Origin of the sequence: Sulfoacidibacillus ferrooxidans, assembly GCF_022606465.1 — a bacterium.
Lineage (GTDB): Bacteria > Bacillota > Bacilli > Alicyclobacillales > SLC66 > Sulfoacidibacillus > Sulfoacidibacillus ferrooxidans.
In genome coordinates, this window is record NZ_JALBUF010000002.1 from 119,282 (window position 1) to 135,500 (window position 16,219).

At 44.0% G+C, this 16,219-nt stretch carries 16 protein-coding genes; 11 read left to right on the top strand and 5 right to left on the bottom strand.

Annotated elements, in window-relative coordinates:
* Positions 1-8: 8 nt before the first annotated feature.
* Together MM817_RS05220 and panD are read right to left on the bottom strand one after the other, a co-directional pair.
* A complete protein-coding gene (locus MM817_RS05220; protein WP_241712390.1) occupies positions 9-542 on the bottom strand; it encodes a peroxiredoxin in 534 nt (177 codons plus the stop codon).
* 133 nt (positions 543-675) lie between these two features.
* Positions 676-1,080, bottom strand: coding sequence for an aspartate 1-decarboxylase (gene panD / locus MM817_RS05225; RefSeq protein WP_241712391.1), 405 nt, complete (start codon positions 1,078-1,080; stop codon positions 676-678).
* A gap of 187 nt (positions 1,081-1,267) precedes the next feature.
* On the opposite strand from panD, the gene MM817_RS05230 reads away from it, so the two are divergent.
* Both MM817_RS05230 and MM817_RS05235 read left to right on the top strand, forming a co-directional pair.
* Positions 1,268-2,422, top strand: coding sequence for an FIST signal transduction protein (locus MM817_RS05230; RefSeq protein WP_241712392.1), 1,155 nt, complete (start codon positions 1,268-1,270; stop codon positions 2,420-2,422).
* A 35-nt stretch (positions 2,423-2,457) separates the two neighbouring features.
* Positions 2,458-3,912 carry a sensor domain-containing diguanylate cyclase gene (locus MM817_RS05235; RefSeq protein WP_241712393.1) on the top strand — a complete coding sequence of 485 codons (1,455 nt, stop codon included), beginning with the start codon at positions 2,458-2,460 and terminating at the stop codon, positions 3,910-3,912.
* Here MM817_RS05235 and MM817_RS05240 read toward each other — a convergent pair.
* Positions 3,889-4,317 carry a CoA-binding protein gene (locus tag MM817_RS05240; RefSeq protein WP_241712394.1) on the bottom strand — a complete coding sequence of 143 codons (429 nt, stop codon included), beginning with the start codon at positions 4,315-4,317 and terminating at the stop codon, positions 3,889-3,891. The two genes, MM817_RS05235 and MM817_RS05240, sit on opposite strands and share 24 nt — an antisense overlap.
* Positions 4,318-4,495: 178 nt before the next feature.
* Between MM817_RS05240 and MM817_RS05245 the strand changes: the two genes are divergently transcribed.
* The 7 genes from MM817_RS05245 (at position 4,496) to cyoE (ending at position 11,686) form a co-directional block, all read left to right on the top strand.
* Positions 4,496-5,662: a thiolase family protein gene (locus MM817_RS05245; protein WP_241712395.1), complete on the top strand. Its 1,167-nt coding sequence runs from the start codon at positions 4,496-4,498 to the stop codon at positions 5,660-5,662.
* Between the two features lie 54 nt (positions 5,663-5,716).
* Entirely contained in the window at positions 5,717-6,862 is a 1,146-nt protein-coding gene (locus MM817_RS05250; protein WP_241712396.1) for an acyl-CoA dehydrogenase family protein, read from the top strand.
* A 24-nt stretch (positions 6,863-6,886) separates the two neighbouring features.
* Positions 6,887-7,999, top strand: coding sequence for a CaiB/BaiF CoA transferase family protein (locus MM817_RS05255; protein WP_241712397.1), 1,113 nt, complete (start codon positions 6,887-6,889; stop codon positions 7,997-7,999).
* 103 nt (positions 8,000-8,102) lie between these two features.
* A complete protein-coding gene (locus MM817_RS05260; protein ID WP_241712398.1) occupies positions 8,103-8,495 on the top strand; it encodes a DUF423 domain-containing protein in 393 nt (130 codons plus the stop codon).
* 84 nt (positions 8,496-8,579) lie between these two features.
* Complete coding sequence (locus tag MM817_RS05265; RefSeq protein ID WP_241712399.1) at positions 8,580-9,686, top strand: MBL fold metallo-hydrolase; 1,107 nt, start codon at positions 8,580-8,582, stop codon at positions 9,684-9,686.
* Between the two features lie 54 nt (positions 9,687-9,740).
* A complete protein-coding gene (locus MM817_RS05270; protein WP_241712400.1) occupies positions 9,741-10,577 on the top strand; it encodes a lipoate--protein ligase family protein in 837 nt (278 codons plus the stop codon).
* A gap of 179 nt (positions 10,578-10,756) precedes the next feature.
* Positions 10,757-11,686, top strand: coding sequence for a heme o synthase (gene cyoE / locus MM817_RS05275; RefSeq protein WP_241712401.1), 930 nt, complete (start codon positions 10,757-10,759; stop codon positions 11,684-11,686).
* 93 nt (positions 11,687-11,779) lie between these two features.
* Here cyoE and MM817_RS05280 read toward each other — a convergent pair whose 3' ends face one another.
* Positions 11,780-13,150: a dipeptidase gene (locus MM817_RS05280; RefSeq protein WP_241712402.1), complete on the bottom strand. Its 1,371-nt coding sequence runs from the start codon at positions 13,148-13,150 to the stop codon at positions 11,780-11,782.
* A gap of 292 nt (positions 13,151-13,442) precedes the next feature.
* On the opposite strand from MM817_RS05280, the gene MM817_RS05285 reads away from it, so the two are divergent.
* Complete coding sequence (locus tag MM817_RS05285) at positions 13,443-14,339, top strand: sulfurtransferase (RefSeq protein ID WP_241712403.1); 897 nt, start codon at positions 13,443-13,445, stop codon at positions 14,337-14,339.
* 77 nt (positions 14,340-14,416) lie between these two features.
* On the opposite strand, the gene MM817_RS05290 is transcribed toward MM817_RS05285, so the two are convergent.
* A complete protein-coding gene (locus MM817_RS05290; RefSeq protein WP_241712404.1) occupies positions 14,417-14,863 on the bottom strand; it encodes a peptidylprolyl isomerase in 447 nt (148 codons plus the stop codon).
* Between the two features lie 193 nt (positions 14,864-15,056).
* Here MM817_RS05290 and ispG point away from each other — a divergent pair, with 193 nt between their 5' ends.
* A complete protein-coding gene (gene ispG, locus MM817_RS05295) occupies positions 15,057-16,142 on the top strand; it encodes a flavodoxin-dependent (E)-4-hydroxy-3-methylbut-2-enyl-diphosphate synthase (protein ID WP_241712405.1) in 1,086 nt (361 codons plus the stop codon).
* The last annotated feature ends 77 nt before the right edge of the window (positions 16,143-16,219 follow it).

Sequence of the window (16,219 nt, forward strand, 5' to 3'; positions counted from 1 at the left end):
ATACCACCTTACAGTGTTTTGTCGCCTGGTTTCCAGTTCGCAGGGCATAATCCACCTGTTTGTAATGCTTCTAACACGCGCAATGTCTCATCGACACTACGTCCAATGTTCAAGTCGTGGATGACTTGATACTTTAATACGCCTTCTGGATCGATGATCACAAGTCCGCGCAAAGCAATACCTTCTTCTTCAATGAGTACTTGGTAATCGCGACTCACTTGTTTTGTCATATCTGCACCTAGTGGGAAGCGAATATCACCGATGCCGTTTTTGTCGCGTGGAGTGTTAATCCATGCTTTGTGACTATGCACACTATCTGTGCTCACTCCGAGGATCTCTGCATCAAGGTCGAAAAATTCTTGTGCGCGGTCGCTCATCGCGGTGATTTCTGTAGGGCATACAAATGTGAAATCCATAGGATAGAAAAACATCACAAGCCATTTCCCGCGGTAATCAGATAGTTTCACGCGTGTTGCTAAGCTATTCAAATCCTTAGTGGAAAGCATGTCAAAGTCAGGTGCTGGATGACCTACGAGACGCATATGTAAAACCTCCTTGAGTCAAATGTCCAGACGCATGTTAATACGGCGTTCGCAAACGCCGCGCTCCGGATCTTACTATACATTTTGATGATAGCATCACCTATGCTTTGAAGCAATATCAAGTCAGTGAATCTTATGCTCTTGCTGTAGATGCAAGTTGTTCATTATGAGCAGCTTCACTGACAACTTTGGCGAGTGGTGCGTTGTGCTCATCAACCATGACGACAGTCGGTTGTAACCCTTGTAATTCTTGTGCGTCAAAGATTCCGTAAGACATAATAATGACTAGATCACCTGGTTCAGCAAGCCTTGCCGCAGCACCATTTAACCCAATCTGACCTGCACCTGCAGCACCTGGTATCACGTATGTGTCAAAACGAGCACCTGTGTTGATATTGACAATCTGAACGAGCTCATTTTCTAAAAGATCTGCTGCATCCATGAGGTTTTGGTCAATGGTGATACTCCCCATATAGTGAAGATCCGTTTGAGTGACTGTTGCGCGATGAATTTTTGATTTTAGGAGTGTTCGAAACATCTTGCAGTAACCTTCTTTCTTATACTCACTTCAGTTACATGTACTTTCGTACAGAAAGCGATCTAAGTATATCACAATCCAGAGGCATGCTAATTGTGGACAAATTTGCGTGTAAAACGTAGACTGAAGTAAAACATCATGTGATCTCTTTGCTCATAATCGCTGTTGAAATGTGGTGAATGTCTATATGGATATTGGTATTGGCGTAAGCAATGCAAAAGATACATATACTGCTATACGCGAGGCAGTTTCCATGGCTCAAATGGAAGCTCATGAACTTCCAGATATGATCTTGTTATTTGCCTCTGCACACTATGATCCAGAAATCTTAGTCACTAGTCTAAGTGAAGCATTTCCACATGTGATGATGGTCGGGTGTACTACAGCTGGAGAGTTAAGTCCTCTCGGATTTTCCATACATAGTTGCGTGGTTGTTACTTTGCGATCGAGTCGCCATCGTTTCGGAGTGGCAATAGAACCTATCCTTCAAGGAAAAGAGAACGAAGCTGGATTTCTCTGTGCGCAAAAGGCTTATGAACAGGTTCAACGTACGGATCCATACTCGATATTTTTACTATTGACAGATGGCTTATCGCCAAATCAGCAAGAGATTTTGGAAGGAGCTTATACATTTTGCGGTGGAGATATCCCCATTATAGGGGGTGCTGCAGGAGATGATCGCATGATGAATAAGACCTATCAATTTTTAAATGGCAAGGTTTATTCACATGTTGCTGTAGGTATGTTTATGCAAAGCATGGATCCTATTGGCGTTGGAGTTAGGCATGGCTGGCAACCGCACAGCAGACTATTACGAGTTACGCGTGCCGAAGGGTCGCTAGTTTATGAACTTGATGGTAAACCGGCAGTACAGACCTATTTAGATGTGTTAGGCGCAGATGCATTGGCATTGTCTTCTTCGCGCATTTCTCGCATCGGACAAAATCACCCACTTGGCATGATCTCGACGGATGAACAATACGAGATTCGGCATGTTTTACGCGAGCAAGGTGACGCACTACTGTGTTTTGGCAGTGTAAGGGATGGAGCTTTGATTGCCGTCATGGGAGCTGATACAAAGGGTCTCTTAAAAGCGAGCGCAGAGGCTTTAGATGCAAGTTTTCAGATGCTTGGCTCTTTGCATGAGCCGCAGTTAGCGATCGTCTTTAGCTGTGTGGCGCGTGCAAACGTACTTGACGAAGCGGTCTCAGATGAATGGAACGTATTACAGGCAGTGAGGTCAGGCGTTCCACTTGTGGGATTGTATAGTTATGGTGAATTTGCCCGTTTACATGGACGAGTTGGGTATTACAATGGTAGTGTGGTATGTCTTGCACTGTAAAGAAGGCAACCTTAAAGAGAAAGAAGTAGGGCTAAATGGGGAATTTGTTGAGTTATGAGCAGTTGACTGTTCTTTACCATCAACAATTGATTCAAATGAATCGGATTGATCAAATTCACAAGCTGATGCAAAATGTATCAAAACGTGAAAATGTCCTGCAATTATTGATAGCCAAAATGAGGGAACTGTTTTTAGCAGACATCGTCACATTGATTGAGTGGGATGGTGTTAATAGTCATGCACACTTAGAAGCGCACGTGGGTTTGTTTGCAAATCGCTATCCAGAATCAAATGACTTATTTAGTGATTTGATGGGCAGTATCTCGGATTTCTGGACACGCCCTTATGTGACATGGGATGTAAAAAGTGATTTTCGCACGCCTATTATTAAAAACTATGCGGTAAAAAATGCGCTTTTTTTGCCAGTGCACACACGCTCTGGATTGCCACTTGGGATATTGAGCTTATATCGCTGTTATGATGATCTGTTTAGCGAGGATGACATTAGTTTATTAATGGATATTGCAATGCGTATTGGCGATGAACTGTATGCAAGAAGAATTCGCAATCAAGAGTTAGCTCACATGCGATTATTGGACATTTTGAATCCAACTGTACTGCGGATTTCAGCACGTGCTACATACGATGCATCCCTTTTTCAGGAAGTACAGCTCGCTTTGCAAGAAGTATTTCAAACATCTACTGAGGTCATAGATGATCCTGAGTTATTTACACAAATCATAGAATGTACGATCATACCTTGCGAGGAACTAAGTCACATTCCGTTGTGTGCCAATAACGCGAACAGGTATATGGCTGTTTTGCGTATGTCTGATGAACTCGTTCGTGGATATGTTTTACTTCGTCAACTGGAATCATTTGAGGTAGCTATTTTATCTATCTTTTGGCGTCACGTTGGTAACTTAGTTGCCAATCTCACATTACAACATCGTCTTCAAATGCTAGCTACGTTAGATATGTTAACAGGATTGATGAATCGATATGCATTTATGGAAACGATGACTGCATGGTCTGAAGACGAGAAGAGAGAGAACGAATTTATTTCTACATGTGTATTTGATGTGGATGGTTTTAAGATGATCAATGACACGTATGGTCATCGCATGGGAGATCGCGTTCTTTGTCACATCGTAGAGACTGCAAAAAGCACCATTACAGATTCTGATATGGTGTTTGCGCGTTATGGAGGAGAGGAATTTATCTTAGCAAGAAGAGGGGATGGCGATGAGTGTAAAAATACGGCTATTGCTATTCTTACCGCTCTTCGTGAAAAGCCATTTGTAATTGGTGAAGTGTCTCTAATTCTAACCGTGAGTATGGGGATTGCCACGATGAAAATCGCAACATCACAAGCGATTCATCTCTTGATACAAAAAGCGGATGAAGCAATGTATCAAGCAAAGCGGGCTGGCAAGGACCGCCTTGCTGTACTGGAATCAAGTGATTTAGGCTTTTCCTTTTACAAATAAACTATGCATGACCATAATGCAACGGTCCATAATCATCGTTTTTCCCGCAGCCTCAGCTAACTTTGCCGCTTCTTCATTGTAGACGCCCTGCTGAGCCCAAATGACAGGACACGCGGTCGCATTTGCTTCTATTACGACAGCTGGAAGTGCCTCACTGCGTCGAAAAACATTGATGATCTCGTATGGATCTGGGATGTCTTGCAAAGAGTGGTATGCTTTTTCACCAAGTGCTGATGATATGTTCGGGTTCACTGGTATGATCCGGTACCCGCGATTTTGCATTTCTTTGGCGACTGCGTAGCTTTCACGGTCTGGTTGGTCAGATAAACCGACCACCGCTATTGTTTTGGCACCTTTTAAAATGGTGGCCATCTGTTCGGAATTAGGGTTTTCAAACATTAACATTTCCCCTCCTTCTCCTGCCTCATTAGTATACCATGTTGCCCCAATTTCAAAGTGGACTTGGACTGACTAGAGAAATTATCCTATATAGTATAAGACTAGTCAAAAAAGTGAGTGTGGTAGAAAGCGGAACCTGATATAATCAATTGATAACTAATAAAAATAAACGGGGCGTGAGTACATGTTTGAAGCTGTTATTGTCGATGCTATCCGCACACCAATAGGGAAGCGCAACGGAACACTTAAAGATAGTCATCCTGTTGATTTGCTAGCTCATGTATTGAAGTCGATGATAGGTCGCCATCCGATTGCTCCGGAACGTATAGATGATGTGATTGTCGGTTGCGTAGATCAGGTTGGCGAACAGGCTGTAAACATCGGGCGCAATGCTTGGCTCTCAGCTGGTTTGCCAGAATCAGTGCCGGCCGTTACGCTGGATCGCCAGTGTGGATCCAGTCTGCAAGCGCTTCATTTTGCTGCCCAAGGCGTGATGTCAGGTGCATATGATCTGGTTATTGCTGCGGGTGTTGAATCCATGACTCGGATTCCTATGTTACAGTCCTTTAGTGATGAGAGTACACCACTTACAGCAGATATTGCGAAGCGCTACCATATGAAATCTGGTTGGTTTAATCAGGCGGTTGGTGCGGAGATGATTGCCAAAAAGTACGGTTTAAGTCGTACACAACTGGATGAATTCGGATATCGCAGTCATCAGTTGGCACAAGCTGCCCGAGCAGAAGGGAAATTTCGCAATGAAATCGTGTCAGTGCCTATCTCACAAGACGGCCGTTCCTTGTGGTTTACTGATGATGAAGGGATCAGACCAGAGACTAACATCGAGAAGATGGCGACGTTAAGGCCCGCATTTCCTGGACTAGAGTTAATCACAGCGGGTAATGCGAGTCAGATCTCCGATGGGGCGAGTGCTGTGATGATTGCTTCAGCAGAGACCGCTAAAGAGTTAGGACTAAAGCCTCTTGCGCGGTTTGTGTCATTTGCAGTTGTTGGTGTAGATCCTGTTACGATGTTAACAGGTCCTATTCCTGCTACCCAAAAAGTCTTGCGGCGCGCTGGTATGAATATTAGTGATATTGATTTATTTGAGGTCAATGAAGCGTTTGCATCTGTTGTGCTCGCTTGGCAAAAAGAAGTTGGAGCGCCTATGGAGCGCGTAAATACCATGGGTGGAGCCATTGCGCTCGGGCACCCACTTGGTGCGACAGGAACGCGGATCGCATCAACTATCGTACATGCATTGCAAAGAGAGCAAAAACAATATGGTCTTATTGCCATCTGTGAGGGCGGTGGGATGGCCAACGCTACGATTATTGAACGGTTATCGTAAGAGTGGGGCGTTGCGCTACATGGATCTGACAGTATGCGAAAGAGGGGTGTTTTGGTGCAACATGCCTATTTAACAGAAGAGCATGCTATTTTTCGCCGTTCGGTGCGGCGATTTTTAGAAAAAGAGGCTGTGCCATACTATGATCAGTGGGAAGCAGATCGCATGGTTCCACGATCTTTTTGGGAAAAGTTCGGTGCTCAAGGTTTTTTAGCACCTGCCATTCCAGAAGAGTACGGTGGTTCAGGAGCAGATTTCTCGTATTCTGTAGTTATTGATGAAGAATTGGAACGTGTGGGATCGGGATTAACAGGTATTTCTCTACACAGTGATATTGTTGTTCCGTATTTATTGCAGTATGGGACAGAGGAGCAGAAACAGACATGGTTACCTGGATGTGCTTCCGGGGCCATTGTGACCGCTATTGCGATGACCGAGCCTGGAGCTGGATCAGATTTGGCAGGAGTGCTTACTACAGCGATACGCGATGGTGATGAGTATGTAGTACATGGGCAAAAGACTTTTATTACAAATGGTATTCAAGCTGACCTTGTGCTTGTTGTGTGTAAAACCGATCCATCAGCTAATCCGCCACATAAAGGGATGAGTTTGCTGTGGGTTGAACGGGGAATGGAAGGTTTTTCACGAGGTAGACAACTGGAAAAAGTTGGTCAACATTGTCAGGATACTGCAGAGTTACTTTTTGATCAATGTCGTGTACCAGTTGGGCACTTGCTTGGACGCGAGGGAGAAGGATTTAGCTATTTGTCACAAAAGCTCCAGCAAGAGCGACTAGTTGTTGCCATTGCTGGGCAAGTAACAGCAGAAGAAGTTCTAAAAGATACTATCGCTTATGTCAAGAGTCGCACAGCGTTTGGCCAACCACTGAGTCGATTTCAACATACGCGGTTTACTTTGGCAGAATTGGCCACAAAAGTACGTGTGAGTCGCACGTTTTTAGACCACCTCATTACAAGACACCTTGCTGATGAGGAAATTGTTGAAGATGTATCGATGGCAAAGTGGTTTTTAACTGATATGGCAAAAGAAGTGGTCAATACCTGCCTTCAACTGCACGGTGGCTATGGATATATGGAAGATTACAAGGTAGCGCGAAGATATCGGGATGTAGCAGTCATGTCCATATACGCTGGGACTAATGAAATCATGAAGACAATCATTGCAAAGCACATGGGGCTATAGCCACTTTGAGAGGACGGTGTCCTTGTGTTATTAGCAGATCTACTTGTCGTTGATTTTACTCGTTTATTACCAGGACCGTATGCTACGTTGCGACTATCTGATATGGGTGCACGTGTAATCAAGGTTGAACCACCTGGGGGCGACCCTGCACGTGTTATCGGGGCAAAAGATGCACCTGCTGGGATTGTGTTTTTGGCGAATAATCGCAATAAAGAAAGTATAGAACTAGATCTTACTCAGGAAGCAGATGTGACCAAGGCGCAAGCGCTTATCAGTCGCGCGGATGTCGTGATTGAAAGTTTTCGCCCTGGTGTAGCAGATCGCCTTGGCATTGGATATCAGCAGGCGGTTCGTCTCAATCCACGAGTTGTTTACTGTTCATTGACTGGCTACGGTCAAACGGGGCTAAATAAACAACGTGCAGGTCATGATCTTAACTATATGGCGATAAGCGGGATGCTATCTCAATTAGTAGATTCCTCTGGTTGCCCGATAGTACCACATGTCCAATGGGCTGATCATCTAGGAGCGTTTGCCGCAGTTGAAGCAATTCTTGGAGCTCTTTATCAACTTTCACAAACAGGCAAGGGAAGTTATCTGGATGTAAATATGACGGATGCTTTACTTGGTATGTTGACAACCCATGCTCTCGCTGCGCAATGTAGTCATAGTACACATGGATTGACTGAACTGTCAGGTGAGTTATTGTGCTACCACATCTATGAAACACGCGACCATCGCTTTGTTAGTTTAGCTGCGTTAGAGATGAAATTTTGGGCGAATTTTTGTGAGGCTGCCCATCATCCGGAATGGATTTTTGCGCAGATGAAAACAGTATCAGAGGATCGTGAATTATATGATGCACTCTGTGAATTGTTTGCAACTTACGATTTGGAGTATTGGACAACGTTTGGTGAGCGTGTCGATTGCTGTCTGCAGCCCGTACTTTCAGTAGATGAAGCGCTTGCTAGTGAATATGTACAGCAAAAGCAACTAGCGTTTACGATGAAAACGGAATCTTATGGTGAGTTATCTCAAGTATGGACTATGGCTGGTGGGGCTAATTTGCAAGCAAAGAACGAGCTAGTAAAGGAACCTCCACAGTTAGGTAAAAATGAGCTTGGAGAAGAGTTCTAAGCTGCTAATAAATGTAAATTTGATGAGATGGGTTAAGCGGTCGTTACATCTCTTTATGTGTATGCAGGAACAATTTCATAAGTTAGAAAGAACGGAGTGTCACATGACTTCTACTATTGTATTTCCACTTGATAGATCCTTTCTCGTGTTAGGATCTATTTTTGCTCTATTAGCAGTAGCGTTTGGTGCATTTGGTGCACATGCATTGCGCGCGCGATTGACATCAGATCGATTGGCGATTTACCAAACCGGTGTACAATATCAAATGTATCATGCCCTAGGATTAGTCATACTCGGCGCTATTATTCCACACCTGTCCAACGTGGGGCTTGGGATTTTTGCAGGGAGACTTTTCGTCGTAGGAATCATCCTATTCTCTGGAAGTTTATATGTGCTTGCTATGGGTGGAAAGCGGTTCATTGGAGCGATTACTCCGTTTGGTGGATTGGCCTTTATAGCGGGCTGGTTGTGTTTGCTGTTGAGTTGTCTTCGTTAACTGCATGTCCTAAACGTCAGTTGCACACAATACAGATGGTGATTTTATGCCTTAGTGTGCCAAGTGAACAGGGGGAAGCAGGCAATGACTCTCGATACGATTACAGTTCAATCGATAATGCAGGGAATGGCCCGTGGAGAATCATATACGGTACTTGATATTCGCTCAAAAAACGAGTTTCAAAATTGGCAACTAAAAGGAATGTCGCTGCAAGCGGTTAACATTCCCTACTTTGACTTCAACGAAAATGAAGTCAATGATCGATTGCTTCCTGAAAACTCACGTATAGTGATGGTTTCTGTCTATGATCGCGCTGCAGTTCGTGTGGCTACGAGGCTACAAGGAAAAGGTTATCACGTATCATATCTAGAAGGTGGACCTTATGAATGGGATGACTTTTATGTTGAATCAACCATCCTGGTGACCCCGCAGTTGAAGCTTATTCAAATACACAGACTGGCTTCAGGGTGTTTATCTTATGCACTTGTTACGGCTAGTCAGGCCATAATCATAGACCCTTCGCGGCATATTGAACAGTATTTGGCAATTGCAGAGCGTGAGCATGCGCAAATAACGCATATTGTGGATACTCATGTACACACCGATCATATTTCTGGAGCTATGCGTCTTCTGGCACGTACTAATGCACAATACTTGATTGCACATGGTGAAGTCAGGCAATCAGATCTGCCTGTGCACATGTTGAAACAAGGAACCATGCATATTGGCTCTATTGATATTCAAGTAAAGATCTTAGATACAGAAGGTGAAACAGGAGGAAATACCATACTTGTCATTGAGAACACAGTGATGCTTTCTGCGGACGTCCTTACAGTTGGTGAAGTAGGCATTGCGGATTTGCAAGGAAGCGCACAAGAATGGGCAGACAAGCTGTTTAATGTGGTCTTGCGCGAAGTAAAAAATCTATCAGATGATGTACTAGTTTTACCAGCTCATTTTGCTGATATACAAGCGATTAACGCAGGTGGATATGTCGGAGCTGTGCTAGGCGACATTCGTTTAGGTGCAGAGGCAATGGCTCGATCTAAAGTTTTAACATTTAAAAATAGACCCAAAGGATTTGTAGCTTCACTACATCCCTTTTCAGAAGATATTCGAGATATTAATTTGGGTGTGGAAAGTGCAGACTTGTCGCGTGCTGAGTATCTTGAACGGGATATTCGTATGTGATACGTGATAGAATCATCACGTAGATATTTACTTGCTGGAAGAGGGTAGTAGCTGTTGCAACAACGTACAATCTTTACAAACGGGATATTTTTATCGCAGGCGCGGCCGGTGTATCAGGCGAGCGCCCTTTTGCCATTTATTGAACAAGAGGCTATGTCTCTGTACAGTAGGGATGTTGGTATTCCTATACTACATTTTTGGCGACATAAACATGCTCTTTTATTAGGCTCTCGCGACGCAACACTACCTGGAGTAAAGGAGGTAGCGTTGGATCTGACTAAACAAGGCATTGCAGTAGCTGTTCGTCCATTTGGTGGATTGGCTGTTGCACTGGATCTGGGTGTGGTCAATGTATCGATGATTATTCCCTATCCGCCCAATTTAGATGAGGCATTTTGGATGTTTGCCAAGTGGTTGCAGGAGTCTTGCATGCAAGAGGGAAATGTGACGATTGGTGAAGTGGATGGCGCCTATTGTCCGGGTCGCTTTGACTTGGCGATTCATGGTGTAAAATTTGCAGGGATAGCACAGCGACGGATACAAGATGTAGCTATTATTAGTGCATTTGTAAATGTGGTGCATACGGTGAACGATCGAGAAGGCCTCGTGGAAACATTTTATCGCAAAGCTATTTATACGCAAAAGGAATGGCCACAATTTGTTCCAACTATTGTACGAGGTAAAGTAGGAGATTTATTGATAGAACCTTCACTCGATCAGCAGTGTCTAGTGAATCAATGGATGGATGTTGTGGTGGGACATATAGAAAATGAAGCGATGCAATGTCTTACGCTTCCCCCTATTGATGAGCGCTATTACCGAGAAGCATATAAGCGGTTGATCAAAAGGTTGCGTTTGCAAGAATGGATTGTACTCGACGAAAAGATGTGACAATTTCGTCGGTTGACTTGACTAGATATGGGCGTGGTATATTTGCACTATAAGAAAGCAATTTTTTAAGAGTTAGTAGTCTAAATGGACTATACGGTGTACAATAGCATCGTATGGTTTATTCAGGTGACTGATTAACATAGTACACTGTGTAAGAATGAAGTAGGGAGGTGAATATTGTGGATCAACCGCTAAGTATGACTGGAGAATCTCCGTCTAATCCATCATTATCTTTGACACAAGGGTCTTTTCGGGATATTATGCGTGATTACGTAAATGTAGTAAAACCTGGAATAACGATGTCTAATATGATGACAGCTTTTGTTGGATTGTGGTTAGCATCACAAGGCAGACCGGCATTTGGACTTACACTGATCACGCTTGCTGGTAGCGGTCTTGTGGTTATGTCTGGTTGTGCATTTAATAATTACATGGATCAAGATATTGATCAATTTATGGCTCGCACACAGGATCGTCCGCTACCAAATTCACGTATTCCAGCATGGAGCGTGCTTTTGCTTGGAGCAATCCTTGGAATTCTTGGAATCTCATTGCTTGGTATATTTGCTAATACATTGTCTGCTGTAATGGCACTGATCGGATTATTTTTCTATGTGATCGTATATACCGCTTTGACAAAGCGCACCACAACGCTTAGCACGGTGATTGGTGGCGTCTCAGGAGCCATGCCACCACTAATCGGTTGGACGGCTATCACTGGATCTTTAGGGATGTCTGGATGGCTCTTGTTTATCTTCATGTTTCTCTGGCAACCACCGCATTTTTTGGCATTAGCGATGCGTCGTGTGAAAGACTATGCAGCTGCGGGTATTCCATTACTCCCTGTAGTGTATGGTTTTCCACCTACTAAGCGACAAATTGTAATTTGGACTGCTACACTTATTCCTGCCTCATTGTTGTTAACAATCGTTCATGCAGAAGGTTGGATCTACTTTTTTACAGCACTTATTTTTGGCGGGATTTGGCTTGTGAAAGGGATTAAGGGTTTTAAGGCGAAAGACGATATTGCTTGGGCTACGGATATGTTCAAGTTTTCGCTTATCTATTTAATGGTTTTATGTGTTGTTATGGTTATTAATGTAAAGTAATAGTTTGTGTTTGTTTGCAAAGAGAATGCCCTCACTTGAATGTGTGAGGGTATTCTCTTTTTGCGGTGTTGTTCTTGTGAGTAAGGATCGTGTCTAGATCGTGTCTAAATGCTCATAGTAATAAGCTAGAGTGCGTAGTCCCCGATCAAAATTATCGAGTGAAAAATGTTCATTGGGAGCATGGAAGTTCTCATCTGGCAAACCAAATCCCATAAGTACTACTGGAATATGAAGGACTCGATCAAACACTTCGACAATAGGAATCGAGCCCCCCATACGCATATAGTAAGGTTTAACGCCAAAACCAACTTCATACGCTTTTGCAGCGCTTCGAATAGCTGCGGAATCAAAACTTGTGACAAACGGACGTCCTGTATCAAAACGCGTGACTTTTGCAGTTACACCAACAGGTGTGTGAGATTTTACGTGTTCCTCAATCAGTTCAATTATGTGCACAGGATCCTGATTGTTGACCAATCTGCAGGTGATTTTAGCATGCGCACGTGCAGGGATGACAGTCTTTGTTCCTTCACCTTGAAATCCTCCGTAAACGCCGTTTAGCTCAAGCGTTGGACGAGCCATATACCGCTCTACTGTAGAATACCCTGGTTCTCCAAATAAGGACGGAAGACCCAATCCCTTCCTATACTCTTCGTCATCATGCGGTAATGATGCAAGTTCCTTGCGCTCATCATCTGTAAGTGGAACGACATCGTCATAAAACCCTTGTACTGCAACAGCGCCTTCTTTCGTGTGCATGGTGGCCAAAAGTTCAACCAGTCCATGTAAGGCATTTGGAACTGCTCCTCCGTATAGTCCAGAGTGTAGATCTGACTTTGCAGATTGGACGTCAATTTGTAGTCCGCATAGGCCGCGTAGTCCATAACAGATCGCAGGGGCGTTTGGTCCCAACATAGTTGTATCGGAGATGACAAGAACATCGGCAGCTAATAATGCCTTTTGCTCCTCGACAAATAGAGGCAAATGAACACTGCCAATTTCTTCTTCACCTTCAATGCAAAATTTAACATTTACTGCTAGAGCGTGTGTTGTTTTTAGGAGTGCTTCGATGGCCTTGATATGCATAAATACTTGACCTTTATCATCAGAAGCTCCGCGTGCATAGATCTTCCCATCGCGGATCGTCGGATCGAACGGATCGTTGTCCCATAGGTCCAACGGATCCACAGGTTGGACATCGTAGTGCCCGTAGATTAATACGGTAGGTTTTCCTGGTGAATGCAAATAGTCAGCATAGACAACTGGATTTCCTTTGGTAGGCATGATGGCGACGTGTTCTAGTCCCGCTTGTGTTAAGGCATCTGCGATCCACTCTGCAGCTTGCCCCATGTCAGCTTTATGAGCTGACAGCGCACTGATGCTTGCGATCCGAAGCAAAGCGCTTAGTTGCTCAAGGTGATGGATTCTCTCTTTAGAAAAATACTGGTCTACTTTGTCATTCAATGGGGGAGCCTCCTTATGTACTTGTTGACACTGTAAATGTGCAAATCTAAATGCAAATCCTCACCTAGTTATACCACTAACCTTATGAGTAAAGCATGTTATAATTTTATTTAAGAGGTTGTTCAAAAAGGGGTCAGAACTCCCCGGCGCATGGCAGCGTCAGCGCCAAGAAGGCTCCCTCACGTACCCAAAACGTACGCTCAGTCCACATTCTTGGCTTGCTTCCTTGCACTGCGCGGGTCTTACCTGCCCCCTTTTTGAACAGGCTCTTTAAGCAATAGGCGTATGGAAGGTGTTTATTACGCATGAAAAGAGGTTGATGACTGTGCAAGAAGTATTTGTTACAAATGATTGGTTACATAAACATATGGATGATCAAGATCTAGTGATAGTGGACTGCAGAGCGACTCTTGGGAAACCACATGCAGGCTATATGGCATATCAAGAAGGACATATTCCGGGAGCGATTTTTGCTGATTTGGAGGTGGATCTTTCTTCTGATGTGGAAGAGCATGGCGGGCGACATCCATTGCCTGAGACTGCGAAGTTTTCTTCGTGGCTCATAGAACATGACATTACACCGGAGAAAACGGTGATTGCCTATGATGAGAAGGGAGATATGGCGCCCCATTTGTGGTGGCTGTTACGCTATTTTGGACATGACAACGTGTCGGTACTCATCGGTGGAATGGCAAATTGGATATCAGCTGGATTGCCGCTTGCCACAGGGATCGAACTCAAACAGACAGTGACTGAGGAACGTTCGTTCGATCAGACAGCTTTCGAAGTGTATAGACCCCACCCAGAGATGATTGTGTCGCGCGATGAATTAATGAAACACGTTACAAATCAAGGGACTGCGATTCAGCTAATCGATGCTCGTGCCTTGAAACGCTATCGCGGGGAGATTGAGCCGATCGATCCCGTTGCAGGGCATATCCCCACTGCCATTTGTTATCCGTGGGAAGAGACAGTACCGCTTTATGAGGCAGATGATCCGAAAGTAGCTATGGCACATCATTTTTCAGCTATTAAAAAGGGGTCAGAAGTCGTAGTTTATTGCGGATCGGGTGTTAGTGCTTGCGCAGATATTCTAGCTTTGCACGTGGCAGGGATAGAAGCAAAATTATACCCAGGCAGTTGGAGCGATTGGTGTTCTTTCGAAGATAGTCCAATTGCGCGAGGTTAGAATAGAAGATAGCCCCACATCCTAGAAGGTGAGGGGCTATCTTAGAAAACTCCTGCATAAAGTTTACATTGTGAGGCTTATGCTTCAGAGTCTTCAACGCGAATAGATTTCATGCGATCTCCTTGATGGATCTGATCAATGTAGTCTTCCCCTGAGAGGATCTCACCAAAAACAGTATGTACTCCATCTAAGTGAGCCGTGCTTTTGCGATCGTGAACCACAAAAAACTGTGAACCACCTGTGTCTTTACCAGCATGGGCCATAGATAGTACGCCTCTTTTATGTTTGAGGGGATTTCCTTGTGTTTCACATTTAATCGTATATCCTGGACCACCTGAGCCATTGCCAACTGGACAACCGCCTTGGCTTACAAATCCCGGGATCACGCGGTGAAAAGTGAGTCCATCATAAAAATTGGAGTTAGATAATTTCTCAAAATTAGCTACAGTGCCTGGGGCGTGTTGGGGATACAATTCAAACTCTAAAACGTTCCCGTTTTCCATCGTTAAGATTGCTTTTTTCATTTGCACATTCTCCTTTATTCATCTTGCTTTCCCTGCTTAGTATACCTTTTAGTTCAGCAGCTTGCATCTTTTCCGGTCAAAGAAACGTATGAGTGGTTTGTGTCACTTAAACAGAATCTATCGTCTCTTGGTGCAGCTTGGCGTATAATAGATGAGTAGCATACTTGCATTTGCGAGATAAAGGAGCATGAATATGTACCAGCGCAAAGATACACGTGCCGTTCGCGTCGGAGATGTAACGATTGGTGGCAGTGATAGAGTATTTATTCAAAGTATGACCACGACCAAAACAGCAGATGTGAAAGCGACTGTAGCTGAAATTTTGCGTCTCGAAGAGGCAGGGTGCGAAATTGCGCGAGTCACTGTCAACAACGATGAGGCGGCAGATGCGATTCGCAGTATTAAAGCACAGATACACATTCCATTAGTTGCAGATATTCATTTTGATCATCGTTTAGCGTTAAAGTCAATTGCAAATGGTATTGATAAGGTGCGGATTAATCCGGGCAATATCGGTCATAGGGATCGGGTTGAAGAGGTCGTTAAAGCGTGCAAGGAACGAGGTATTCCGATTCGAATCGGGGTAAATTCAGGTTCGATTGAACGACATATTATTGAGAAATACGGATATCCTACGGCACAAGGCATGTTAGAAAGCGCATTGCATCACATCAAAATTTTAGAAGAACTTGATTTTTATGATATTATTGTATCCATGAAAGCTTCGGATGTGCCGCTTGCGATTGAGGCATATCGACTTGCGGCGGAGTCATTTGACTATCCTCTCCATCTAGGAATCACAGAGGCGGGTACGTTATTTAGTGGTACCATTAAAAGTGCTGCAGGCCTTGGTACACTTCTTTCAATGGGCATTGGAAACACAGTTCGGGTGTCATTATCAGCTGATCCTGTGGAGGAAGTCAAGGTTGCACATGAGCTTTTGAAAACGTTTGGCATCATATCCAATGCGGTGACACTCGTCTCTTGCCCGACTTGTGGTCGTATTGATATTGATCTAATAAGTATTGCAAACGAAGTTGAGGCATATGTGCAAAACATTAAGGCGCCGATCAAGGTTTCTGTTCTTGGCTGTGCTGTGAATGGCCCTGGTGAAGCGCGTGAGGCGGATATTGGTATTGCGGGAGCTAGAGGTGAAGGTCTCTTATTTCGCTATGGTGAAGTCATTAGAAAAATTCCTGAACAAGATCTCGTTTCCGAACTAAAAAAAGAAATCGACATTTTAGCTAAGCGTTATGAGGAAACAGGGTCCATTCGTTAAGTGCGACAATAAGGGGTGTAATGAGTAGGAAGGTATCTTTCTGCCTACTCATTACACCCCTTATTCATCATGAATGG